We start from the raw sequence: 20,421 nt of genomic DNA, 5'->3' as shown, positions 1-20,421 counted from the left end.
TTAGCGCACGAGGCAGGGACGCTTGTCGTCGAAGGTCCAGCCCGGGATCAGGAACTGCATGGCCAGCGCGTCGTCGCGGGCGCCGAGACCATGCTGCTTGTATAGCGCGTTCGCGGCCGCAATGGCACCGCGATCGATCTCGATGCCGAGGCCCGGCCGATCCGGGATCGCGATCTTGCCGCCCTTGATCTGCAGCGGCTCCTTGGTCAACGCCTGGCCATCCTGCCAGATCCAGTGGGTGTCGATCGCGGTCACCTTGCCGGGCGCCGCGGCGCCGACATGGGTGAACATCGCCAGCGAAATATCGAAATGGTTGTTGGAGTGCGAGCCCCAGGTCAGCCCGTTGTCGCGGCAGGTCTGCGCCACCCGCACCGAGCCCTGCATGGTCCAGAAATGCGGATCGGCGAGCGGGATGTCGACCGCCCCGAGCCGCAGCGCGTGGGAGAGCTGGCGCCAATCGGTCGCGATCATGTTGGTCGCGGTCGGCAGCCCGGTAGCGCGGCGGAACTCGGCCATGATCTCGCGGCCGGAGAAGCCGGCCTCGGCGCCGCAGGGATCCTCGGCATAGGCGAGCACGCCATGCGTGTTGCTGCAGAGCCGGATCGCTTCATCCAGCGACCAGGCGCCGTTCGGGTCGAGCGTGACACGTGCCTTCGGGAAACGCTTTGCAATGGCGGTGACGGCCTCGATCTCCGCTTCGCCCGCGAGCACGCCGCCCTTGAGCTTGAAATCGGCGAAGCCGTAATGCGCTTGCGTGGCTTCGGCGAGCTGCACGATCGCCTCCGGCGTCATCGCAACCTGATGGCGCAGATCGAACCAGTCGGGCTTGCCGGTCTCGCCCTCGACATAGGGAAGGCTGGTCTTCCTGCGGTCGCCGACGAAGAAGAGATAGCCGAGCGTCTCGACATCGGCGCGCTGCTGGCCTTCGCCGAGCAGCGCTGCGACCGGCAGATTGAGATGCTGGCCGAGCAGATCGAGCAGCGCTGACTCCACCGCGGTGACCGCATGGATGGTGACGCGCAGGTCAAAGGTCTGCTTGCCGCGGCCGCCGGCGTCGCGGTCGGCGAAGGTCTGGCGCATCGACGCCAGGATGTTGTTGCAGGCGCCGATGGTCTGGCCGACGACGAGGTCGCGGGCATCCTCGAGCGTCTTCTTGATCTTCTCGCCGCCCGGCACCTCGCCGACGCCGGTGTGGCCGGAGTTGTCGGTGAGGATGACGAGGTTGCGGGTGAAGAACGGCGCGTGCGCGCCGCTCAGATTGAGGAGCATGCCGTCGCGGCCGGCGACCGGGATCACCTCCATCGCCGTGACGACGGGGGCGCCGGCAAAGCCGCTGCGGATCGTGTCTTGAATCATCTGCTCCTCCCTTCGTTCTTTGCCGTTCAGCTTATTCTGCCGCCTGCTGCGCGGCGGCCTGCGGCAGCTTCGCCACCAGTGCCGCGAGCTCGGCGATCTCCTGCTCGGTGAGATCGGTGAGCGGCGGCCGCACCGGGCCGGAATCGCGGCCGATCACCTTCATGCCGGCCTTGATGATCGACACCGCATAACCCTTCTTGCGGTTGCGTATCGCGATCAGCGGCAGGATGAAATCCTTCAGGCCTGCATGGATGGTCTGATGATCGCGCCGGCGCACCGCGGCGTAGAATTGGGTGGCGAATTCCGGCACGAAGTTGAACACCGCCGACGAATAGGTCGTGACGCCCATGTCGAGATAGGGCAGCGCAAAAGTTTCCGCGGTCGGCAGGCCGCCGATATAGGTCAGGCGATCGCCGAGCCTGGTGTAGACGCGGGTCATCAGCTCGATGTCGCCGATGCCGTCCTTGTAGCCGACGAGGTTCGGGCAGCGCTCGCAGAGCCGCGCCAGCGTGTCGGGCTGCAGGATCGCATTGTCGCGGTTGTAGACGATGACGCCGATCTTCACCGACGAACACACCGCCTCGACATGCGCGGCGAGGCCGTCCTGCTCGGCATGCGTGAGATAGGGCGGCAGCAGCAAGAGGCCATCGGCGCCGGCTTTCTCGGCGCCAACGGCGATCTCGCGCGCGATCGCGGTGCCGTAACCGGTGCCGGCCAGCACGGGAACGCGGCCCTTGGTCTCCTCGACCGCGATCTTCACGACGTGCGGAACTTCAGTTGGGGTCAGCGAGAAGAATTCGCCGGTGCCGCCGGCTGCGAACAGGCCGGCGACGTCATAGCCGCACAGCCAGTCCATGTTGGCGCGATAGGTCGCCTCGTCGAACGAGTAATCCGCGTTGAACGGGGTCACGGGAAAAGACAGGAGGCCGCCGCCGATTCTCGCGGCCATCTCCCGAGGGGTCATCTTGCTCATGGCGCCACTCCTTGAATGCTGTTGGGATAGGGATGCGCGAGCAGCGCGCGTCCATGGCGGAGTTTCTAGGGAATGGTTCGATGCGCGTCCAAGCCAAACGCGGTATCGAGCGATGCTAACTCTGCATCAATCGCCGCGCAGCTGCGGCGCCGCGATTTCGGTTGCGATCTCGATCAATGACGGCAGCAGCTGGTTCTCGTGATCGCGCCGCCACACCATGAACAGCTCGACCGGCACCTGCGTGCGCAGCTTCAGCGGCTTCAGCTTGACGTCCGCGATCTTCAGGCTGGCGGCGGCCTCCGGCACGATCGCGACGCCGAGCCCGGCGCGCACCATCGCGAGGATCGAGTGGATCTGGCTGAGATGCTGCACATAGCGCGGCAGCACGTCGGCGCGGGTGAACATCGACACCAGGAGGTCGTGGAAGTAGCGCGCCTCATAGGGCGAATACATCACGAAGGGCTGGTCGTCGAAATCCTTGATGCTGATCGTCTCGGCTGCAGCCAGCGGATGCTTCTTCGGGATCGCCGCGAGCAGCGGCTCGGCGACGACGCGTCGGCTGGCGAATTCCGGCCGCGCGATCGGCGGGCGCAGCAGGCCGGCATCGATCTGGCCTGTCGTGAGCGCCTCGAACTGATCGCCGGAGACCATCTCCTTGAGCGAAAAGTCGACCTCAGGCAGGCGGGAGCGGGCGGCTGCGATCAGGTCGGGCAGGAAGCCGTAGGCGGCCGCCGCGGTGAAGCCGATCTTGAGCGAGCCGGTCTTGCCGAGCGCAATGCGGCGTGCGACCTGCGAGGCGGATTCCGCGAGCTTGAGGATACGCCGCGCCTCCGGCAGGAAGCTGCGGCCCGCAGGGGTCAGCCGCACCGAACGGCTGGTGCGTTCCAGCAGCGGCGCGTCGATGATGTGCTCGAGCACCTGGATCTGCCGGCTCAGCGGCGGTTGGGTCATGTTGAGCCGCGCGGCGGCGCGGCCGAAGTGCAATTCTTCCGCCACCGTGACGAAACAGCGGAGCTGGCTCAGGTCGAACATCGATGCTAACCCGGAATGGATCGATCGCGGATTTGTACGTTCTAGCATCGATGCCTCCCACTGGCCAAGAAGACAAAAAGCAGACAAAGACGGCGGCCGAAGCCGCCGTTTGAGGTTACGCAAAGGGTGACGGGGCTGGATTAGAATGTGACCGCGAGGGAGCTCTACTCCCTCTCCCGCTTGCGGGGGAGGGGTGGGGTGGGGGCTCTCTCCACGAGTCGTACTGTGGAGAGAGCCCCCACCCGCATCGCATCTTCGATGCGCTGCGACCTCCCCCGCAAGCGGGAGAGGTGAAGCGAGCTCGCGGAGCGGCCGGTTTCATCGTGGGCGAAGCCGCTAATTATCAGGCCGCCTTCAGCTGCACCCGCTTGATCTCGCCGACGATGAAGAGATAGGCGATTGCCGCGACAAGCGCGTTGCCGCCGACGAACACCAGCGCGCCGTTGAACGAGCCGGTGGCGGCCAGGATGTAGCCGATGATGATCGGCGTCGTGATCGAGGACAGATTGCCGAAGGTGTTGAACAGCCCGCCGGACACGCCGCCGGCTTCCTTCGGCGAGGTGTCGGAGACCACAGCCCAGCCGAGCGCGCCGATGCCCTTGCCGAAGAAGGCGAGCGCCATGAAGCCGATCACCAGCGCCTGGCTGTCGACGTAGTTGCAGCCGATGATCACCATCGACAGCAGCATGCCGCCGACGATCGGGATCTTGCGCGCCATGGTCAGCGAGCCGGTGCGGCGCAGGATGTAATCCGAGATCACGCCGCCGAGCACGCCGCCGATGAAGCCGCACAGCGCCGGCAAGGTCGCGACGAAGCCGGCCTGCAGGATCGACAGCCCGCGCTCCTTCACCAGATAGACCGGGAACCAGGTCAGGAAGAAATAGGTCAGCGTGTTGATGCAGTACTGGCCGATATAGACGCCGAGCATCATGCGGTTGGCGAGCAGCTGGCGGATGTGATCCCAGCGCGGGCCGCTGTCTCGCGCCTTGCCGTCCTTCGCCGCGTCCATGTCGACCAGGGCGCCGCCCTGCTTGATGTAGTCGAACTCGGTCTCGTTGATCGCAGGATGGTCCTTCGGCTCGTAGATCGTCTTGATCCAGACGATCCCCATGATGATACCGAGCCCGCCCATCACGTAGAACACGTGGCTCCAGCCATGCTCATGCGCGATCCAGCCCATCAGCGGCGCGAAGATCACGGTCGCGAAATACTGCCCCGAATTGAAGAAGGCCGACGCGGTGCCGCGCTCATTGCCGGGGAACCAGGCCGCGACGATGCGCGCATTGGCCGGGAATGACGGCGCCTCGGCAATGCCGACCAGGAAGCGCAGCGCGAACAGCACGACGATCGCGGTTCCCGCGGCCAGGAATCCGACCATGCCCTGCATCGCGGTGAGCACCGACCACACGATGATGCTGATCGCATAGACCCATTTCGAACCGAAGCGGTCGAGCAGCCAGCCGCAAGGCACCTGCGCGATCACATAGGACCAGCCGAACGCAGAGAACACGTAACCCATCGCGACCGGGTCGAGATGCAATTCCTTGGAGAGGGCGGGGCCGGCGATCGAGAGCGTGGCGCGATCGGCATAGTTCACGGTGGTGACGAGAAACAGCATCGTCACGATCAACAGCCGGACGCGGGATCGCCGCGCATCCGTGGCGGACACAATTGCGCTCATTCGCGCCTCCTTGGAAATTTCCTCGGGGTCTGTCCTAGAGAGATGACGACAATGGGTCCAAGCCCAAACGGGTATTGATCCATACCGATTTTGAATGGATCGGCCCGGTGTCATTCCACCTTTACGGCCCTTGCATCGCCTTGCTAATTAGTGTACTATTAGTACAGTTATTGAGGGCGCAGTGTCGCGCCTACCTGTTCGAGGTCGAATGCTGATGACCACGCCACGCGACTACGAGGTGTTCGAGGCAGGTTCGGTAACCTTGCAGGGCGGCGCGGTGTTTCCGCAGCTTCTGCTCGCCTACAAGACCTACGGCACGCTGAATGCGGCCAAGGACAACGTCATCCTCTATCCGACGTCGTTCGCTGCGCAGCACGATGACATCGACTGGCTGGTGCAGCCGGGCGGTGCGCTCGATCCCGCGCGTTACTTCATCATCATTGCGAACCTGTTCGGCAACGGTCTCTCATCCTCGCCGTCGAATTCGGCCGAGTTGCTCGGCGGTGCGCCGTTTCCCGCCTTCACCTATCATGATGCGGTCGCCGTCCAGCGGCGGCTGCTGGTCGAGCGGTTTGGCGTGACCAGGCTCGCGCTGGTCTATGGCTGGTCGATGGGCGGCATGCAGGCCTATCACTGGGCTGCGCGTTATCCCGACATGGTCGAGCGCGCAGCCGTGGTGTGCGGCAGCGCGAGGTGCTCGCCTTACAACTATGTGTTTCTCGAAGGCGTGAAGGCCGCTTTGACTGCCGATCCCGCTTACCGGGATGGCCGCTTCGTCAGCAAGCCGGCGGCGGGCCTGCGCGCAATGGGACGCGTCTATGCCGGCTGGGCGATGTCGCATGAATTCTATCGCGGGGAAGTCTGGCGCGAGGCCGGCTTCAACTCATTGGAAGACTACCTCGCGGGATCGTGGGACGGCGCCTTCGCGCGGCGTGATGCCAACGATCTGCTGGCGCAAATCGCGATCTGGCAGGCCGGCGACGTCAGCCGCTGCGATGAATTCGGCGGCGACTTCGATTGCGCGCTGGCGGCGATCAAGGCGCACATGCTGCTGATGCCGGGCCGTACCGACCGCTATTTCGACCCGCGCGACAACGAGGAGGAACTCGGCCGCCTGGTCAATGCCCGCTCCGCGGCGCTGCACCCGATCCCCTCCATCCACGGCCACCGCGCCGGCAATCCGATCAACAACGCCGAAGACCGCGCCTTCATCAACGCCGAGATCTCGGCGCTGCTGCAACGTTGACAGGTGAGACGACCATGAGCACCGCAGAAGCCAGTGACGCCGGACCGCGCCTGAAGCCGCTCAGCCCGCTGATCCTCCGCGATCTGTCGATCAAATCGAATCTTGCCGGCGCGGTGCGCGCGGCAAGCCATTACGGCATGATCGTCGTCATCGGCGCGCTGATCTATTTGGTCGCGTCGCGCTACGGGCTGCCGTGGGCGCTGCCGCTGATCGCCATCCAGGGGTACTTCGTCGCGTTCCTGTTCATGGTGGTGCACGAGACCGCGCACAAGACGGCGTTCCGCAGTCATGCGCTCAATCTTGTCGTCGGCAACCTGTCTGCATTCATGATTGGATTGCCCTACCAGTACTACTGCCTGTTTCACTGGGACCATCATCGCTACACCCAGGATCCGGAGAAAGATCCGGAGTTGATCGTCGGTCCCAAGCCCGCGTCTGACACCCAGCTCGCGATCGCCTATTCGGGACTGTTGCAGGTAGTGGTCCGCATCCGTCTGATGTTTCGGCACGCACTCACCGGACAGGTGATCGTGCCGTGGATTCCACAGCACAAGCGCGCCGCGATTGTGCTGGAAGCAAGGCTCTATCTCGCCGGCTATCTGTTGCTGCTGGCGGCATCGCTCGCGCTGCACAGTGCGATCCTGCTGTGGGCCTGGATCGTGCCGCTGCTGGCCGGTCAGCTGATCCTGCGCCCCTATCTCTATGCCGAGCATACCGGTTGCGAGCGGACGCGGAGTGCGTTCGAGAACACCCGCACCACGATGACCGGCCGGATCATGAAGTGGTTCGCCTGGAACATGCCTTACCATGTCGAGCATCACGCCTATCCGACGGTGCCGTTCCATGCGTTGCCGAAGCTGAACGCCATCGTTGATGGCCACATCGTCTATCGCGGCCGCAACTACCGCGCCGTGACGCGCGAGACCTGGGCCTGGTTCCGCCGTCAGCGTTCTGCCTGACTATTCAAGCGTCGGCGCGAGGCCGCAGCACCAGATTGACGAGATTGCGCGCATAGGCGGACGTCAGCGGCTTGATGCCGAAGACATAGCGATAGAACAGGCTGCCATAGATCGCGTCATAGATATCGCCCGGCACGCCCGGCGCGCCGATGCTGCCGTCCTTCTGGCCGGCAGCGATGATCTCGATCATCCTGGCGCGGCGAAGACCGAGATAGCGCTCATAGAACAGCTCGGCCGTGCCGGTCTTCGAGATGCATTCCGAGATCACCGCAAGCTGCACCCGTCCGAATTCGCCTTGCAGTGCCTCGACATAGGTCGCGACATGGCGGCGGATGCGGGCCGACGGACCACCCGCCTCGGGCAGCGGCACGGCGCGCGAGGCCTGGTCGAGGAAGGCATCGATCAGCAGGGCTTCGCGCGACGGCCACCATTTGTAGATCGTCATCTTCGAGACGTTGGAATGTTTGGCGATCGCGTCGATGGTGGTGGCGGCAAGGCCTGTTGTCGCCATCAGCGTATAGGCGCTTTGCAAGATCGCGGCTGTGGTCGCGGCGGAGCGCGGCCGGCCGCGCCGTCCCGTCGTCGCATCCTCGGTCTCCGCCTTGCTGCCCGCCATGGCCGGAATTCGCGTCCTGCGTCTTTGAATCATTGCGCTGCATGCGGACATAGCATGAAATCGCGCTCGGTTTCAGATCATCGCTGTCGCTGATAGTGTGCAACGCGCCAGCGAAGACCCAGCTCAGCCGCCGTTCAAACAGGAGTGTCCCGTGAAGGCCGTCTACAGTGATCTGCACCGCAGCCATGATCCGCAGTTCTTCCTGGTCCGCGGTGTGGTCCAGCGCACCACCGAGCAGCCCGAGCGCGCCGACCGCCTGCTAGCGGGCCTGAAAGCCGGCAAGCACACGCTGATCGAGCCGACCAAGTTCGGGCAGGGGCCGCGGGCGCGGGTGCACAGTCCCGAATATCTGAGCTTTCTCGAAGGTGCCTGGGACGAATGGTCGGCGCTCGGCAATGCTGGACCGGAGATGATCGCGAACATGCATCCGGTGCGTAACGCCGGCACCTATCCCACCCACATCGTCGGCAAGCTCGGCTGGCACACAGTCGACACCGCGGCCCCGATCGGCCCCGGCACCTGGGCCGGCGCGTGCGCCTCTAGCGATGTCGCGGTCACGGCTGCGCAGATGGTGCTCGACGGCGAGGACGCTGTCTACGCGTTGTGCCGTCCGCCCGGCCATCACGCCTACCGCGATCTCGCCGGCGGCTTCTGCTTCCTCAACAACGGCGCGATCGCGGCCGAGCATCTGCGCCAGAAGCACGAGCGCGTTGCGATCCTCGATGTCGACGTGCATCACGGCAACGGCACCCAGGGCATTTTCTACGAACGGGGCGATGTCTTCACCGTTTCGATCCACGCCGATCCGTCGTTCTTCTACCCCTTCGTCTGGGGCTATGCGCATGAGCGCGGCGCCGGGCCCGGTCTCGGCACCAATCTCAACATTCCCCTCGCCAAGGGCACCGGCGACGACGATTACGTCAAGGCGCTCGCTCTGGCGGAGAAGGCGATCCGTTCCTTCGCGCCGACCGCGCTCGTGGTCGCGCTCGGTCTCGACGCTTCCGAGAAGGATCCACTCGCAGGTCTCGCTGTCACCACCGACGGCTTCCGGCGGATCGGCGAGGCGCTGGCGCGCTTCGGACTGCCGACGGTGCTGGTCCAGGAGGGCGGCTATCTCTCCGACATCCTCGGTGCCAATCTGACGGCGGTGCTCGGCGGATTCGAGGCCGCGCGCTAGCGTGGTTTCGAATGACACGGTGACCGGTTCGCGTGAAGAAAGCCCGTCGAAACAACAGACTGGAGCATCGGTTGCGATGGATCAGAACCGATGTCCCAGCCGCGTGTGCCACAACAAGGCGTCGTGGGCTTGCACGATTGCAACCAAACCCGGATCATGCCGTTGGTATTCGGCGCTGGCTTATGATCTCGCCTGGCGGCATCGGCTGGCCCGGCGGGCAGCAACGCGAGGACGGCCATGAGCGACCTGCTTCGCATCGCCATCGTCGGTTTCGGCGAGATCGCGTGCCGGCAACACGTGCCTGCGATCGCGAAGACGTCAGGCGCCGCACTCGTCGCGGTGGTCGATCCTGCCAAGACTCCATCCGGCCTGCCGCATTTCCGCGACCTGCCGGAGTTGTTGCGCGACGGGCCGGAGTTCGATGCGGTCGCGCTGTGCGCGCCCCCGCAGGTGCGTCACGTGCAGGCTGCCACGGCGCTCGCCGCGGGCAAGCATGTGCTGCTGGAGAAGCCGCCGGGCGCCACGGTGAGCGAGCTCACGCCGCTGATTGCCGCCGCGCATGAGGCGAACCGGACATTGTTTGCGACATGGCATTCGCGCTACGCACCCGCGGTGGGTCCGGCGCGAAAACTGCTCGCCGGACGCACGATCAGCAAGGTCACCATCATCTGGAAGGAAGACGTCCGCGTCTGGCATCCCGGCCAGGCGTGGATCTTCGAGCCGGGCGGCTCCGGCGTGTTCGATCCCGGCATCAACGCGCTGTCGATCCTGACCGAGATCCTGCCGTATCCGGTCTTTGTCAAAAGTGCGGTGCTGGACTTTCCCGCCAATCGAGAGACGCCGATTGCAGCAGCAATCGAACTGTCCGATGCGAACGGCTTGCCGATCCACGCCGAATTCGATTTTCGGCAGAGCGGGCCGCCGAGCTGGGACATCCTGTGCGAGACCGAGGCCGGGCCGGTGACGCTGTCGAAAGGCGGACGGCAGCTACGCGACGGCAACAGGCTGGTGGTCGATGCCACTGACGAGGAATATCCGGCGCTGTACCGCCGCTTCGTCGCGTTGACGTCGAACGGAAAATCCGACGTCGACCTCGCGCCCTTGCGGCTCGTCGCTGATAGCTTCATGCTGGGGCGACGGCGCCCCGTCGAGGCGTTCGAGGACTGAAAATGACATCAGCCAGCATTGCTCGCGCGCCCTTCGGCAAGTTGCACGACGGCACCATGGTCGAACGCGTGACATTGCGCGGCGCGCACGGCTTTGAGGCCGCGATCCTTCCCTTCGGCGCCACGCTGCAAGCGCTGCTCACACCGGATCGCAGCGGGCATTGCGACGATGTCGTGCTCGGCCACGACGAGCTCGACGGTTACCTCGCGCAGCGTAAATTCTTCGGCGCAACGATCGGGCGCTATGCCAACCGGATCGCCGGCGCGCGCTTCGTGCTCGATGGCGAGACGGTGAACCTCGAGGCCAACAACGGCCCCAACGCGCTGCACGGCGGGCCGCAGGGCTTTGATCGCAAGCTGTGGCGGATCGCCGAGCTATCAGATGACCTGGAGCCGACGCTGGTGCTGGAGCGCGAGAGCCCGCATGGCGAGGAGGGCTATCCGGGCACGCTCGCGACGCGGGTGACCTATCGCGTCCGCGATTCAATAGAGCTCTCGATCACCTACGAGGCGACGACTGACCGGCCGACATACGTGAATCTCACCAATCACAGCTTCTTCAATCTCGACGGCGCGCGCTCGGGCATGGAGATCCTTGATCACCGGCTGACGATCGCGTCCGACCACTTTCTCGCGGTGGATGCCACGGCGATTCCGTTACCGGAATCGCCGCGCCCGGTTGACGGCACGCCGTTCGACTTCCGCAAGCCGACAGCGATCGGCGAGCGGATCAGGATGAATGACGAGCAGCTGCGGCTCGGGCGCGGCTATGACCACAATTTCTGTCTGGCCTCGGGGACGGGCCTTCGCTTCGCCGCGCGGCTCGAGGCGCCGCACAGCGGCCGCGTGATGGAGCTGTTCACCGATCAGCCGGGACTGCAGTTCTATTCTGGCAACTTCCTCGACGGCTCGACCGCCGGCAAGGGCGATCGGCTTTATCGGCAATCCGACGCACTGTGTCTCGAGCCGCACGCCTGGCCGGATACGCCGAACCGGCCGGATTTCCCGTCGGCGCGGCTCGATCCCGGCCAGATCTACCGGCGCAGTATCGTCTACCGCTTTTCAACCGTGTGAGTGACGCAATGACCGACCGTGCCGCCGAGCCGCTGATGGAAGAGGTGCCGACATCCGTGCTGTCGGCCGAGCGTTGTCATCTCGGCGAAGGCCCGACCTATGACGCATCGACCGATACCGCCTGGTGGTTCGACATCCGCGAGCGTCGCCTGTTCGAGCATCGTTTTGCAGATGGCCGCACAATCATTCACGCGCTGCCGAAGATGGCGAGTGCGTTGGCGCGGATCGATGGCGAGCGGCAGCTGATCCTGACCGAAGATGGACTTTATGTGCGGCAGGTTGCGGGCGGACGCCTGGAGCTGTTTGCCGCGCTGGAGGCCGACAATGCGGTGACGCGCTCCAACGATGCACGCGTGCATCCGTCGGGCACCTTCTGGCTCGGCACCATGGGGCGCCAGGCCGAGCAGGGCGCCGGCGCGATCTACGCGCTGCACCGCGGCCGCATCACGCGGCTTTATCCCGGGATTACGATCCCGAATGCGATGTGCTTTTCGCCCGCGGGCGACGTCGGCTACTTCGCCGACACCGCGACCAACGTGCTGCATCGCGTACCGCTCGATCCAGCAACGGGATTGCCGACGGGCGAGCCGATCGACTTGATCAGACATCAAGGCGTCGGCGGGCTCGACGGCGCGATCGTCGACGCCGACGGCATGATCTTGAATGCGCGCTGGGGCGGCGGCTGCGTCGACGTCTACGATCCCTCTGGCCGGCATCTGCGCTCGCTGAAGGTGCCGGCGAAGCAATCGAGCTGCCCGGCCTTTGTCGGCCGCGATTTCTCGCGCGTGCTGGTCACTTCTGCCTGGCAGGACATGGATGAAGCGCAGCGCGCGGCTGATCCCGGCCACGGCCAGACCTTTCTGCTCGATGCGGCGGCACGCGGCCGGGCCGAGCCCGACGTCAAACTGTCTTGATCGCGGGCCCGCGGGCCGCCTTGTTGACGCGACCTGAATATTTGGACGATAGTACAAATATGGTCCGCAAGCCCGCCAAGTCCAACGCAAAGGCCGACGCGAAGGCCGTCAGCACGCGCAAGCCGAACATGCGCGAGGCGATCCTCGCCGCGGCGGAGGAGTTGTTCTCGACCTACGGCTTCAACGCCGTCTCGGTGCGCGACATCGCACAGACCGCGGGCGCCAATCCCGGCAGCGTGACCTATCACTTCAAGACCAAGGACGGCCTGCTGCTCGAAATCTATCGGCGCCATTGCGGCCCGATGAACCGGCGGCGCTCCGAGCTTCTGGCGGCGGCGCGGCGGGTGCGCGACCTGCAGGACCGGCTCGAGGCGATCGTGCGCGCCTATGTGCTGCCGGCCTTCACCTCGGGCAGCGACCTTGCCGGCGGCGGCACGCGGTTCACGCGGCTGCGCGCGATCATGTCGGCGGAGGGCAACGAGGTGGTGCGCAAGATCATCGCGCAGACCTTCGACGACACCAGCCATGCCTTCATCGACGCGATCCATGAGAGCCTGCCGCACATTCCGCGGACCGATCTGGTCTGGCGCGGCCACTTCTTGCTCGGCGCGCTCTACTACACGCTGGTGACGCCGGAGCGCGTCTCGCGCCTGTCGCGCGGCAGCGCCGACGGCACCGATGCCGGCCATGCCATCGAGGAGCTGGTGCGCGCGACGGTCGCCGCGCTGCAAGCCGCGCCGCTCGATCCGGCGACACCCCCACCGCGCAAGGCGCCGGGCGTTACTCAAGGACGGGCGCTGACCTGACCCCCGCGGAGTTCGTCGCCATGGAGAAGCTTCGGTTGCGCACGGTGCTTGGCAATCACCCGCACGTCCAGGCGGCGAAGCGCGGTGAGCTGGGCTCGGATCTGTTCGATCTGGACTTCACCGAGTTCACGCCGACCAATGCCGCGTTCAAGTCGATGGTGCGCGAGCAGGCGTTCGACGTCTGCGAGATGGCGATCGTGACCTATCTGATGGCAAGGGCGTACGGCAAGCCGCTGGTGCTGCTGCCGGCGGCGATGGTCGGCCGCTTCCAGCACGGCCACGCGCTTTGTCGCGCGGATCGCGGCGCGCTTGCGCCTGCCGATCTCGAAGGCAAGCGGGTCGGTATCCGCTCGTTCACGACCACGACCGGAGCGTGGATGCGCGGCATCCTCGCCAACGACCATGGCGTCAACCTCGACAGCATCAATTGGGTGACCTTCGAGGACCCGCATGTCGCCGAATATGTCGACCGCACCGAGCGCGCCCCGAAGGGAAGCAGCATCATCCAGATGCTCAGGGATGGTGAACTCGACGCCGTGCTGGGCGAGACCTCGAATGATCCGGCGCTCAAGCCGTTGTTCGCCGATCCGGCCGCGGAGGCGGCGCGGTGGTACGCGCGGCATGGCGTCGTGCCGGTCAATCACCTGGTGGTGGTGACAACGCGGCTCGCGACGTCGCGGCCGGATGTGGTGCGGAGCCTCTACGATCTCCTGAAGCGCAGCAAGGCGGAGGCTGGACCGCCTGGCGTCCCGGACATGGTGCCGTTCGGCGTCGAGGCGAACCGCAAGGCGCTCGAGCTGATGATCGACTATTGCGCCCAGCAGGCGTTGATCCCCCGGCGCGTCACGGTCGACGAGCTGTTCGACGACACAACACGGGACTTGAACTGATGACCATCTCCAGCGATCCGCGACAGTGGCAGATCGGCATGCTCGGCTATGGCGAGGTCGGCCGCATCCTGGCCGAAGATCTTCGCAAAGAGGGCATCAAGGTCTCCGCCTACGACATCAAGCTCGACCGCGGGCAGGACGCGCCGCTGCGTGCACACGCCGCGAAGAACGGCGTCGCGCTTGCGGAATCGCATGCCGATCTCGCGGCGCGCGCCGATTTCATCATCTCGGCGGTGACGGCGAGCCAGGCGGTGCCGGTGGCCGGGGCCTGCGCGCCCGCAATCCGGAAGGGCGCCTGGTTCCTCGATTTCAACTCGGCCTCGCCCGGCGCCAAGCAGCGCGCGGCGGCCCACATCGATGGCGCCGGCGGCCGCTATGTCGAGGGCGCGGTGATGACCTCACTGCCGCCGTACCGGATCAAGGTGCCGCTGCTGCTCGGCGGCCAGGGCGCGCGGGAGCTGGCGCCGCTGCTGGTCGCGCTCGGCTTCGCCGCCAAGGTTGCAAGCGACGAGCTTGGCGTGTCCTCGGCGGTCAAGATGTGCCGCAGCATCATGATCAAGGGCCTGGAAGCGATGGTGATCGAGAGTTTTACCACCGCGCGCGCCTATGGCGTCGAGGACGCCGTGCTGGCTTCGCTCAAGGAGACCTTCCCTGGCGTCGACTGGGAGAAGCAGGGCGCCTATTTCTTCCAGCGGGTGATCGAGCACGGCCGGCGGCGCGCCGAGGAGGTGTGCGAGGTGGCGGAGACCGTGCGCGAGGCCGGGCTGACGCCATGGTCCGCGTCGGGGACCGCCGAGCGGCAAAGCTGGATCGCCGATCTTGCCGATGAGGGCGTGTTCGGGGCTAAGGGCACGGCGGACTTCGCCCGCAGCGCCGATTGGCGGATCGAGGCCGATCGGATTCTCGCGCGCATCAAGTCCTGACGCATCGCGCGGAGAATCCGCCGCGTTCCCTGCCGCCGCGCAATGCGCTATTGCTCCGTAAACAGCTTTGTTTTGGAGGCACTCCCATGAAGAATTCCGGCAAGGTCGTCGCCATCACCGGAGCGGCGCGCGGCATCGGCAAGGCCTGTGCCGCGCGCTTCCTGTCCGATGGCGCCAGGGTCGTCATCTCGGACGTCGATGCCTCCGGGCTGGTCCACACCGCCCAGGAACTCGGACATGTCGATCAGCTGCGGGCGGTGGAAGCCGATGTCAGCAAGCGCGCCGACGTTGATCGCATCGTCGCCACGGCGGTGAAGGAGTTCGGCCGGCTCGACGTCATGGTCAACAATGCCGGCGTCGCGCGCAACCGCGACTTTCTCGACATCACCGAGGCCGAGTTCGATGACGTGATGGGGATCAACCTGAAGGGCGCCTTCTTCGGCGTGCAGGCCGCGGCGCGCCAGATGATTGCGCAGGGCGGTGGCGGCGTCGTCGTCAACATGTCATCGGTCAATGCGCTGCTCGCGATCCCCTCGCTTGCGACCTACGCGATGTCCAAGGGCGCGATGAAGCAGCTCACCTCGGTCGCCGCCGTGGCGCTGGCGCCGCACGGCATTCGCGTCGTGGCGGTCGGGCCCGGCACGATCCTGACCGAGATGGTGGCAACCGCGATCTTCTCGTCGGAGGACGCGCGGCGCAGCGTGCTGTCGCGCACCCCGGTCGGCCGCTGCGGCGAGCCGAGCGAGGTTGCCTCGGTGGTCGCGTTCCTCGCCAGCGACGATGCCTCCTACATCACCGGCCAGACCATCTATCCCGACGGCGGCCGGTTGATCCTCAATTACACGGTGCCGGTCCACGACAAGAAGTAGGGGCGCTGCCGAAATATCGAAAACAACCCCATGCAAAGTAGCGGCCGGCCGTCGAGCCGGGGACTTGACGCGTCGGGCAACTCAGGGATATATTTCTAATATTCAGAAATCATGCAGGCGGCGTTCTCATCCGCATCTGTCATCGCCCGGTTAAGCCGGGCGATGACAGCGGATGTTTTTGACGCACTTTACCGGCAGCCACTTCGCTCGAAAACGCTCTACCGGCCCTTGAACTGCGGCTTGCGCTTTTCCATGAAGGCGTTGCGGCCTTCGCGGAAATCCGCGCTGTCCATGCAGTCGATGCCGATCTGCCTGATCGCGGCCATGTCGCGATCGGCGGGATCCTTCAGCACCTGCGCGATGGTGATCTTGGCGGCCTTGATCGCCAGCGGTGCGTTGCCCGAGATGGTGCGCGCGATCTCCATGGTCGCGTCCCAAAGCTCGGCATCCGGCAGCACGCGATCGACGAGGCCGATCCGCAGCGCTTCCGCGGAATCGATCCGCATGCCGGTATACATGATCAGCCGCGCCCAGGACGGGCCGACCAGCGACACCAGATGGCGCAAGCCGTCATAACCATAGGCGATGCCGAGCTTGGCGGCGGGAATGCCGAACTGGCCGCTGGCACCGGAGATGCGGATATCGGTCAGCATCGCGACCTGCATGCCGCCGCCGAGGCAGAAGCCGCGGATGCAGGCGATGGTCGGCTTCGGGTAATCCGCGAGCAAGGCGCGCTGGGCGGCGCTGCGGCGGGAATATTCCTCGGAGGCCTCAGCGTTGTGTCTCGTCTTCTCGAACTGGCTGATATCGGCGCCCGACACGAAGGCCTTGTCGCCGGCGCCGACCAGGATCACGACGCGGACGGCTGGATCGTCGCGTAGCGCGATCAACGCCTCGCCGAGCCCTTCCCACATCTCCAGCGACATCGCGTTGCGCTTGCCGGGATTGTTGAAGGTGATGACGCCGACGCCGTCGACCACGCTTTGCAGGATCTTGCCGTCGGCAAGCGATTTGTCCGAGATGTTTGCCGAGATATTTGCCGTGATATTTGCCATGTGAGGTCCGCTCTGATTTTGGCCAAGCCTAGCACCCGGCCGGTAGCCGAGGCAGCCGGTTTAGGGCACGGCGCGATTGCATCGGCGTGCGGCAACTCTCCCGGTAGTTGTACGGCTCGCAAAATGAACTGCCGCGTAAGGCTTGCGCCATAGAGTGCGCCGCCCGCGCTCCGTCCCGGTTTAACTTTTCCCTAGTTTTTCGACGGTACGACTGTACGCACCTGCGCGCCAGGACCCTCCCGCGGCGCGCTGGGACGCGTGCCGCAGCCTTCCCGCTGCCATCGCGTCGGTAGCGGATGTCTCCACCACCAGACCGACCCGGATGTCGGTCTGCCCTGACCTCCGTGCACTCACATCGCCTCGGGCGAGGTCAAGTCGTGTCTGTCGAAAAGTTCCTCAAGCAACGCGCGGTCAGGATCGCGGTCAACGGCAGCTACACGCTGCCGAACTGGTACGATGCGCAGGGCAAGCTGCGCACGTTTGCCTGCCGGACCACGCGCGTCTCGCCGTTCCGCATGATCGTGGACGTGCCCGTCGTCGGCAAGGTCGGCGACCGGCTGACCTCGTATTTCGAGGAGTTCGGCAAGTTCGAGGGCTGCATCACCGACACGATGAGCGGCAGCTTCCTGCTCGAGCTCGAGATGACGCATGCAAGGCGCGAGAAGTTCGCCGACAAGCTGACCTGGATCGAGAAGAAGCAGAAGGATCCGAGCGTCCGCGAGGCGCGCAACAATCGGCGTTTCGTTCCCGTCGCGCCGCACGCGATGCTGACCCTGGCGGACGGCACCGTGCAGAGCTGCTTCATCATCGATATGTCGCTGTCGGGCGCCGCGGTGTCCTCCGAGGTGCAGCCGCCGATCGGCATGCCGCTGGCGATCGGTGCCTGTGTCGGGCGCGTGGTCCGGCATCTGCCGAACGGCTTCGCCATCAAGTTCGTCGAGACCTACAAGCAGGGCGATCTCGGCCGCCTGATCGCGCGCAAGTCCAAGGATCTGCTGGTGGTGTCCGCCGACGCGGACCCTGTTGCCTGACCATCGGGCTCCGCCGGCTTCTTGGTGCTGTTCGTATTGGATGGCCGTGGCTCGGATTGGTCTACGGTGAGGCCGCTCAGTGGCGGCCTCTTTCACTTTTAGATTCGTCGACCCCAGCGAGGGGGCACAAGCTGGGGCCAAGTTTACGTGTCATCCAAGAGGTGGCTTTAGGACATGAGGATGTAGGCCGCGCCTAGAGCGAGGCCGATCAACCCAGAGCCGGCGCATTCGACGACGTCGATCTGATCGAACATGGGACTTGTGTGCGGCCGGATAACCGTTCCCGCATTCACATAGGCATGGCAGCGAGCGCGACCTAAAACCGCCGGCGAAGAAACGGCCCCAGCGAAGCTTCATCGCCGGGGCCGTTCTTTATTCCCATTCTCACGCCGAACCGCCGCTTGTCGGGTAATAGACGGCCCCTTCTGGGCTTGTAAATTGATCTTAATGAAACAGCCTGCCCAGTGTTTGAATGATCGAATCAAAGCCTGAGCCAGTCAATTAAAGTATGTGAATCAAACGTAAATCATTTGCAGCTTTTTTCCAGCATGCTTAACGGGTGTCCTAATTCCCATAGCGAGCGAGTGTCCTAACCAGGACAGCGCCGGCCTCTTCGCTACGTCAGTTGTTCCGGATCGTCGGCTGCGCGCATGCGCGCGATGCTGTCCTCGGCAGCAGTCGCACCGGCCGCCGCGATCGCAATCTCGCGTGCCAGGTTGGTGCATTCGGCCCACAGCAGGAAGAACACCAGCGGCGGCCGCTCGCGCGCCTCCAGCATCTGCCGGCAGCGCTCCGCGGCGCCGTCGAGCGCCCACCACTGCCGGGCGACGACCATGACCTTGCGGAAGCTTCGCAGCGTGCCGGAGAATTTCTGCGGATCGGCGTTCACGATGGCGCCGCAATGGTTCAGCCAGTTCAGCGCCGCATAGATCGCGATGCCGTAGTCCTCGATCGCCGTTCCCGTGAAATCGACAACGGTGTTGTCATGCGCGCGCTGGCGCAGGAAGGCATCGATCGTCTCGGCCTGGCGGGCCGGATCGGTCAGCAGTGCGGTATCCTTGCGCGGCACCATCGGGACGTAGCGCATCGCTTCGAGGCGGGTGTGCTCCCAGATCGCCCTGGGATCGCCGAGCAGGTCGCCGGGCTTGCGCTTGCAGGCAGGATAGACCAGCACGCCGTTGTCGGCGAGATCGAGATAGCGCGGCACCACCTTGTCGAGCGCGGCGAGAAACGCGGATGGGTCGGTGAGGCCGCGCAAGTCGCTGGCGGCATCCTCCGCTTGTGCAGGCTTGTTGACGCGTGTCCAGCCGAAATTGGCCATCCCCGGGCGCCCCGATCTCAACCTGCCGGTCAGGTTAGATGGAAAATGCGGCGATGCAAATGCGGCATTTGCCGCCATGCGGCCGGGTGTGCCGGCTGCTGCCGGTTGACGCGGGATAGCGCCGCGCCTAGCTCATGGTTAACCGCGCGCAACGCAGGTTGCTGCCGCTTTCGGGACGTATCGCCATGACCGCATCTGATCGCCAATCGCATTGGCAGACCGTCTATCTGACCAAGGGCGAGCAGCAGGTGAGCTGGTCGCAAGCCGATCCGCAGCCTTCGCTACGCCTGATCGAATCCGTGGCGCCGAGCCGCGACGCGTCGATCATCGACATCGGCGGCGGGGCCTCGCGCCTCGTCGATGCGCTGCTGACGAATGGCTTCCACGATCTGACCGTGCTCGATCTCTCCGAGGCGGCGCTGGCGAGCGCGCGGAAGCGCATTGGCGCGACAGGCGATGCGGTGCGCTGGGTCGCCGATGATGCGACGGTCTGGCAGCCGCCGCGGGCCTTCGACATCTGGCACGATCGTGCGGCGTTTCATTTTCTGGTCGAGGAGAACGACCGCGCGGCCTATCTCGACCGGCTGCATCGCGGCGTCAAGGCAGGCGGCCACGCCGTGATCGGCACCTTCGCGCTGGACGGTCCGGAGAAATGCAGCGGGCTGCCGGTGCAGCGCTATGATCCCGCAACGCTCGGCCGGGCCATCGGTCCGGCATTCGAATTGATTGCGCATGAGGCGCACCGGCACGTCACGCCCTGGGGCGCGACGCAGTCGTTCCAGTTCAGTGTGCTGCGGCGCAGGTGACAGCCGCGGGAGGAGAGGTGAGATGACGGACGCGCCACGGACGATCGCCGAGATCGCGAGCTATCACGCCCATGTCTATTACGATCCCGCAACCAGCCGGGGCGAGGCTGAGCGCCTGCGCACCTGGATGGGCGAGCGTTTCCTGGTCACGCTTGGGCGTTGGCACGACGTCAAGGTCGGCCCGCACGATCAGGCGATGTATCAGGTGGCGTTTGCGGCCGAGCTGTTTCCGACCCTGGTGCCGTGGCTGATGCTCAACCACGGCAGCCTGAGCATCCTGGTCCATCCCAACACGACCAATCCGCGCCGCGATCATCGCGACGATCCGCTCTGGATCGGCGCGCCGCTCGCCGTCCATGCCGACAAATTGCCCGAAGAGGCCGAAATGGAGCAGGCACCGGCGCCGAATACGTCGCCGACATTGCGCCCATGACCGCTGCGGGTCCGGTCGCCGGGTGCGTAAAGTTTGACGTAATTCAATTACAACCAAGTCGTTTCAAACTCATCGCGTTTTGCAACGTGAGGT

Annotated in this window: 20 protein-coding genes; 13 read left to right on the top strand and 7 right to left on the bottom strand. The window is 65.2% G+C overall.

All coding sequences use genetic code 11. The features are described 5' to 3' along the window. From gudD to QDT69_RS20760, 4 genes are all read right to left on the bottom strand, one after another. Positions 1–1,356 carry a glucarate dehydratase gene (gene gudD / locus QDT69_RS20775; protein WP_279708328.1) on the bottom strand — a complete coding sequence of 452 codons (1,356 nt, stop codon included), beginning with the start codon at positions 1,354–1,356 and terminating at the stop codon, positions 1–3. 31 nt (positions 1,357–1,387) lie between these two features. Next, positions 1,388–2,329: a 5-dehydro-4-deoxyglucarate dehydratase gene (kdgD, locus tag QDT69_RS20770; RefSeq protein ID WP_279708327.1), complete on the bottom strand. Its 942-nt coding sequence runs from the start codon at positions 2,327–2,329 to the stop codon at positions 1,388–1,390. A gap of 126 nt (positions 2,330–2,455) precedes the next feature. After that, positions 2,456–3,361, bottom strand: coding sequence for a LysR substrate-binding domain-containing protein (locus QDT69_RS20765; protein ID WP_279708543.1), 906 nt, complete (start codon positions 3,359–3,361; stop codon positions 2,456–2,458). A 343-nt stretch (positions 3,362–3,704) separates the two neighbouring features. After that, complete coding sequence (locus tag QDT69_RS20760) at positions 3,705–5,042, bottom strand: MFS transporter (protein WP_279708326.1); 1,338 nt, start codon at positions 5,040–5,042, stop codon at positions 3,705–3,707. A gap of 214 nt (positions 5,043–5,256) precedes the next feature. Between QDT69_RS20760 and QDT69_RS20755 the strand changes: the two genes are divergently transcribed. Together QDT69_RS20755 and QDT69_RS20750 are read left to right on the top strand one after the other, a co-directional pair. Further along, on the top strand, positions 5,257–6,288 hold the full coding sequence (locus QDT69_RS20755) for an alpha/beta fold hydrolase (RefSeq protein ID WP_279708325.1): 1,032 nt from the start codon (positions 5,257–5,259) through the stop codon (positions 6,286–6,288). Positions 6,289–6,302: 14 nt separating this feature from the next. Further along, positions 6,303–7,247, top strand: a complete 945-nt coding sequence (locus QDT69_RS20750) for a fatty acid desaturase (RefSeq protein ID WP_279708324.1) — start codon at positions 6,303–6,305, stop codon at positions 7,245–7,247. 4 nt (positions 7,248–7,251) lie between these two features. On the opposite strand, the gene QDT69_RS20745 is transcribed toward QDT69_RS20750, so the two are convergent. Continuing rightward, a complete protein-coding gene (locus QDT69_RS20745) occupies positions 7,252–7,863 on the bottom strand; it encodes a TetR/AcrR family transcriptional regulator (RefSeq protein WP_279708323.1) in 612 nt (203 codons plus the stop codon). A 151-nt stretch (positions 7,864–8,014) separates the two neighbouring features. Here QDT69_RS20745 and QDT69_RS20740 point away from each other — a divergent pair, with 151 nt between their 5' ends. The 8 genes from QDT69_RS20740 to QDT69_RS20705 all read left to right on the top strand — a co-directional run bounded on the left by QDT69_RS20740 (position 8,015) and on the right by QDT69_RS20705 (position 15,682). Continuing rightward, complete coding sequence (locus QDT69_RS20740; protein WP_279708322.1) at positions 8,015–9,040, top strand: histone deacetylase family protein; 1,026 nt, start codon at positions 8,015–8,017, stop codon at positions 9,038–9,040. Between the two features lie 237 nt (positions 9,041–9,277). Next, positions 9,278–10,207: a Gfo/Idh/MocA family oxidoreductase gene (locus tag QDT69_RS20735; RefSeq protein ID WP_279708321.1), complete on the top strand. Its 930-nt coding sequence runs from the start codon at positions 9,278–9,280 to the stop codon at positions 10,205–10,207. Between the two features lie 2 nt (positions 10,208–10,209). Next, positions 10,210–11,280 carry a galactose mutarotase gene (locus QDT69_RS20730; protein WP_279708320.1) on the top strand — a complete coding sequence of 357 codons (1,071 nt, stop codon included), beginning with the start codon at positions 10,210–10,212 and terminating at the stop codon, positions 11,278–11,280. A gap of 35 nt (positions 11,281–11,315) precedes the next feature. Continuing rightward, positions 11,316–12,194, top strand: coding sequence for an SMP-30/gluconolactonase/LRE family protein (locus QDT69_RS20725; RefSeq protein WP_279708542.1), 879 nt, complete (start codon positions 11,316–11,318; stop codon positions 12,192–12,194). A gap of 59 nt (positions 12,195–12,253) precedes the next feature. After that, positions 12,254–13,000 (top strand): TetR/AcrR family transcriptional regulator, encoded by a 747-nt coding sequence (locus QDT69_RS20720; RefSeq protein WP_279708319.1) that lies wholly within the window; start codon positions 12,254–12,256, stop codon positions 12,998–13,000. Between the two features lie 20 nt (positions 13,001–13,020). After that, positions 13,021–13,890, top strand: coding sequence for a hypothetical protein (locus tag QDT69_RS20715; protein ID WP_279708318.1), 870 nt, complete (start codon positions 13,021–13,023; stop codon positions 13,888–13,890). After that, positions 13,890–14,813 carry an NAD(P)-dependent oxidoreductase gene (locus QDT69_RS20710; RefSeq protein WP_279708317.1) on the top strand — a complete coding sequence of 308 codons (924 nt, stop codon included), beginning with the start codon at positions 13,890–13,892 and terminating at the stop codon, positions 14,811–14,813. The genes QDT69_RS20715 and QDT69_RS20710 overlap by 1 nt, the downstream gene beginning before the upstream one ends. 86 nt (positions 14,814–14,899) lie before the next feature. Then, the gene (locus tag QDT69_RS20705; RefSeq protein WP_279708316.1) at positions 14,900–15,682 is read left to right on the top strand and encodes an SDR family oxidoreductase; all 783 of its coding nucleotides are present in this window, start codon (positions 14,900–14,902) and stop codon (positions 15,680–15,682) included. 218 nt (positions 15,683–15,900) lie between these two features. Here QDT69_RS20705 and QDT69_RS20700 read toward each other — a convergent pair whose 3' ends face one another. After that, the gene (locus QDT69_RS20700) at positions 15,901–16,737 is read right to left on the bottom strand and encodes an enoyl-CoA hydratase (RefSeq protein ID WP_279708315.1); all 837 of its coding nucleotides are present in this window, start codon (positions 16,735–16,737) and stop codon (positions 15,901–15,903) included. 377 nt (positions 16,738–17,114) lie between these two features. On the opposite strand from QDT69_RS20700, the gene QDT69_RS20695 reads away from it, so the two are divergent. After that, a complete protein-coding gene (locus QDT69_RS20695; RefSeq protein ID WP_279708314.1) occupies positions 17,115–17,768 on the top strand; it encodes a PilZ domain-containing protein in 654 nt (217 codons plus the stop codon). Positions 17,769–18,384: 616 nt separating this feature from the next. On the opposite strand, the gene QDT69_RS20690 is transcribed toward QDT69_RS20695, so the two are convergent. Next, positions 18,385–19,089 carry a hypothetical protein gene (locus tag QDT69_RS20690; RefSeq protein ID WP_279708313.1) on the bottom strand — a complete coding sequence of 235 codons (705 nt, stop codon included), beginning with the start codon at positions 19,087–19,089 and terminating at the stop codon, positions 18,385–18,387. Positions 19,090–19,274: 185 nt separating this feature from the next. Here QDT69_RS20690 and QDT69_RS20685 point away from each other — a divergent pair, with 185 nt between their 5' ends. Both QDT69_RS20685 and QDT69_RS20680 read left to right on the top strand, forming a co-directional pair. After that, positions 19,275–19,895 (top strand): class I SAM-dependent methyltransferase, encoded by a 621-nt coding sequence (locus QDT69_RS20685; protein WP_279708312.1) that lies wholly within the window; start codon positions 19,275–19,277, stop codon positions 19,893–19,895. Positions 19,896–19,917: 22 nt separating this feature from the next. After that, positions 19,918–20,328: a DOPA 4,5-dioxygenase family protein gene (locus QDT69_RS20680; RefSeq protein WP_279708311.1), complete on the top strand. Its 411-nt coding sequence runs from the start codon at positions 19,918–19,920 to the stop codon at positions 20,326–20,328. Positions 20,329–20,421 lie beyond the last annotated feature (93 nt).

Origin of the sequence: Bradyrhizobium sp. CER78 (genome assembly GCF_029846235.1) — a bacterium.
In the GTDB taxonomy this organism is placed as follows: domain Bacteria; phylum Pseudomonadota; class Alphaproteobacteria; order Rhizobiales; family Xanthobacteraceae; genus Bradyrhizobium.
Note: the sequence above shows the minus strand (reverse complement) of the source record. Positions and strands in the feature narration are given on the sequence as shown.

Bases quoted from the DNA above. Each gene is read 5' to 3' on its own strand.
- gudD (WP_279708328.1), bottom strand. From the start codon at position 1,356: ATGATTCAAGACACGATCCGCAGCGGCTTTGCCGGCGCCCCCGTCGTC.
- kdgD (WP_279708327.1), bottom strand. From the start codon at position 2,329: ATGAGCAAGATGACCCCTCGGGAGATGGCCGCGAGAATCGGCGGCGGC.
- QDT69_RS20765 (WP_279708543.1), bottom strand. From the start codon at position 3,361: ATGTTCGACCTGAGCCAGCTCCGCTGTTTCGTCACGGTGGCGGAAGAA.
- QDT69_RS20760 (WP_279708326.1), bottom strand. From the start codon at position 5,042: ATGAGCGCAATTGTGTCCGCCACGGATGCGCGGCGATCCCGCGTCCGG.
- QDT69_RS20755 (WP_279708325.1), top strand. From the start codon at position 5,257: ATGACCACGCCACGCGACTACGAGGTGTTCGAGGCAGGTTCGGTAACC.
- QDT69_RS20750 (WP_279708324.1), top strand. From the start codon at position 6,303: ATGAGCACCGCAGAAGCCAGTGACGCCGGACCGCGCCTGAAGCCGCTC.
- QDT69_RS20745 (WP_279708323.1), bottom strand. From the start codon at position 7,863: ATGGCGGGCAGCAAGGCGGAGACCGAGGATGCGACGACGGGACGGCGC.
- QDT69_RS20735 (WP_279708321.1), top strand. From the start codon at position 9,278: ATGAGCGACCTGCTTCGCATCGCCATCGTCGGTTTCGGCGAGATCGCG.
- QDT69_RS20730 (WP_279708320.1), top strand. From the start codon at position 10,210: ATGACATCAGCCAGCATTGCTCGCGCGCCCTTCGGCAAGTTGCACGAC.
- QDT69_RS20725 (WP_279708542.1), top strand. From the start codon at position 11,316: ATGGAAGAGGTGCCGACATCCGTGCTGTCGGCCGAGCGTTGTCATCTC.
- QDT69_RS20720 (WP_279708319.1), top strand. From the start codon at position 12,254: ATGGTCCGCAAGCCCGCCAAGTCCAACGCAAAGGCCGACGCGAAGGCC.
- QDT69_RS20715 (WP_279708318.1), top strand. From the start codon at position 13,021: ATGGAGAAGCTTCGGTTGCGCACGGTGCTTGGCAATCACCCGCACGTC.
- QDT69_RS20710 (WP_279708317.1), top strand. From the start codon at position 13,890: ATGACCATCTCCAGCGATCCGCGACAGTGGCAGATCGGCATGCTCGGC.
- QDT69_RS20705 (WP_279708316.1), top strand. From the start codon at position 14,900: ATGAAGAATTCCGGCAAGGTCGTCGCCATCACCGGAGCGGCGCGCGGC.
- QDT69_RS20700 (WP_279708315.1), bottom strand. From the start codon at position 16,737: ATGGCAAATATCACGGCAAATATCTCGGCAAACATCTCGGACAAATCG.
- QDT69_RS20690 (WP_279708313.1), bottom strand. From the start codon at position 19,089: ATGGCCAATTTCGGCTGGACACGCGTCAACAAGCCTGCACAAGCGGAG.
- QDT69_RS20685 (WP_279708312.1), top strand. From the start codon at position 19,275: ATGACCGCATCTGATCGCCAATCGCATTGGCAGACCGTCTATCTGACC.
- QDT69_RS20680 (WP_279708311.1), top strand. From the start codon at position 19,918: ATGACGGACGCGCCACGGACGATCGCCGAGATCGCGAGCTATCACGCC.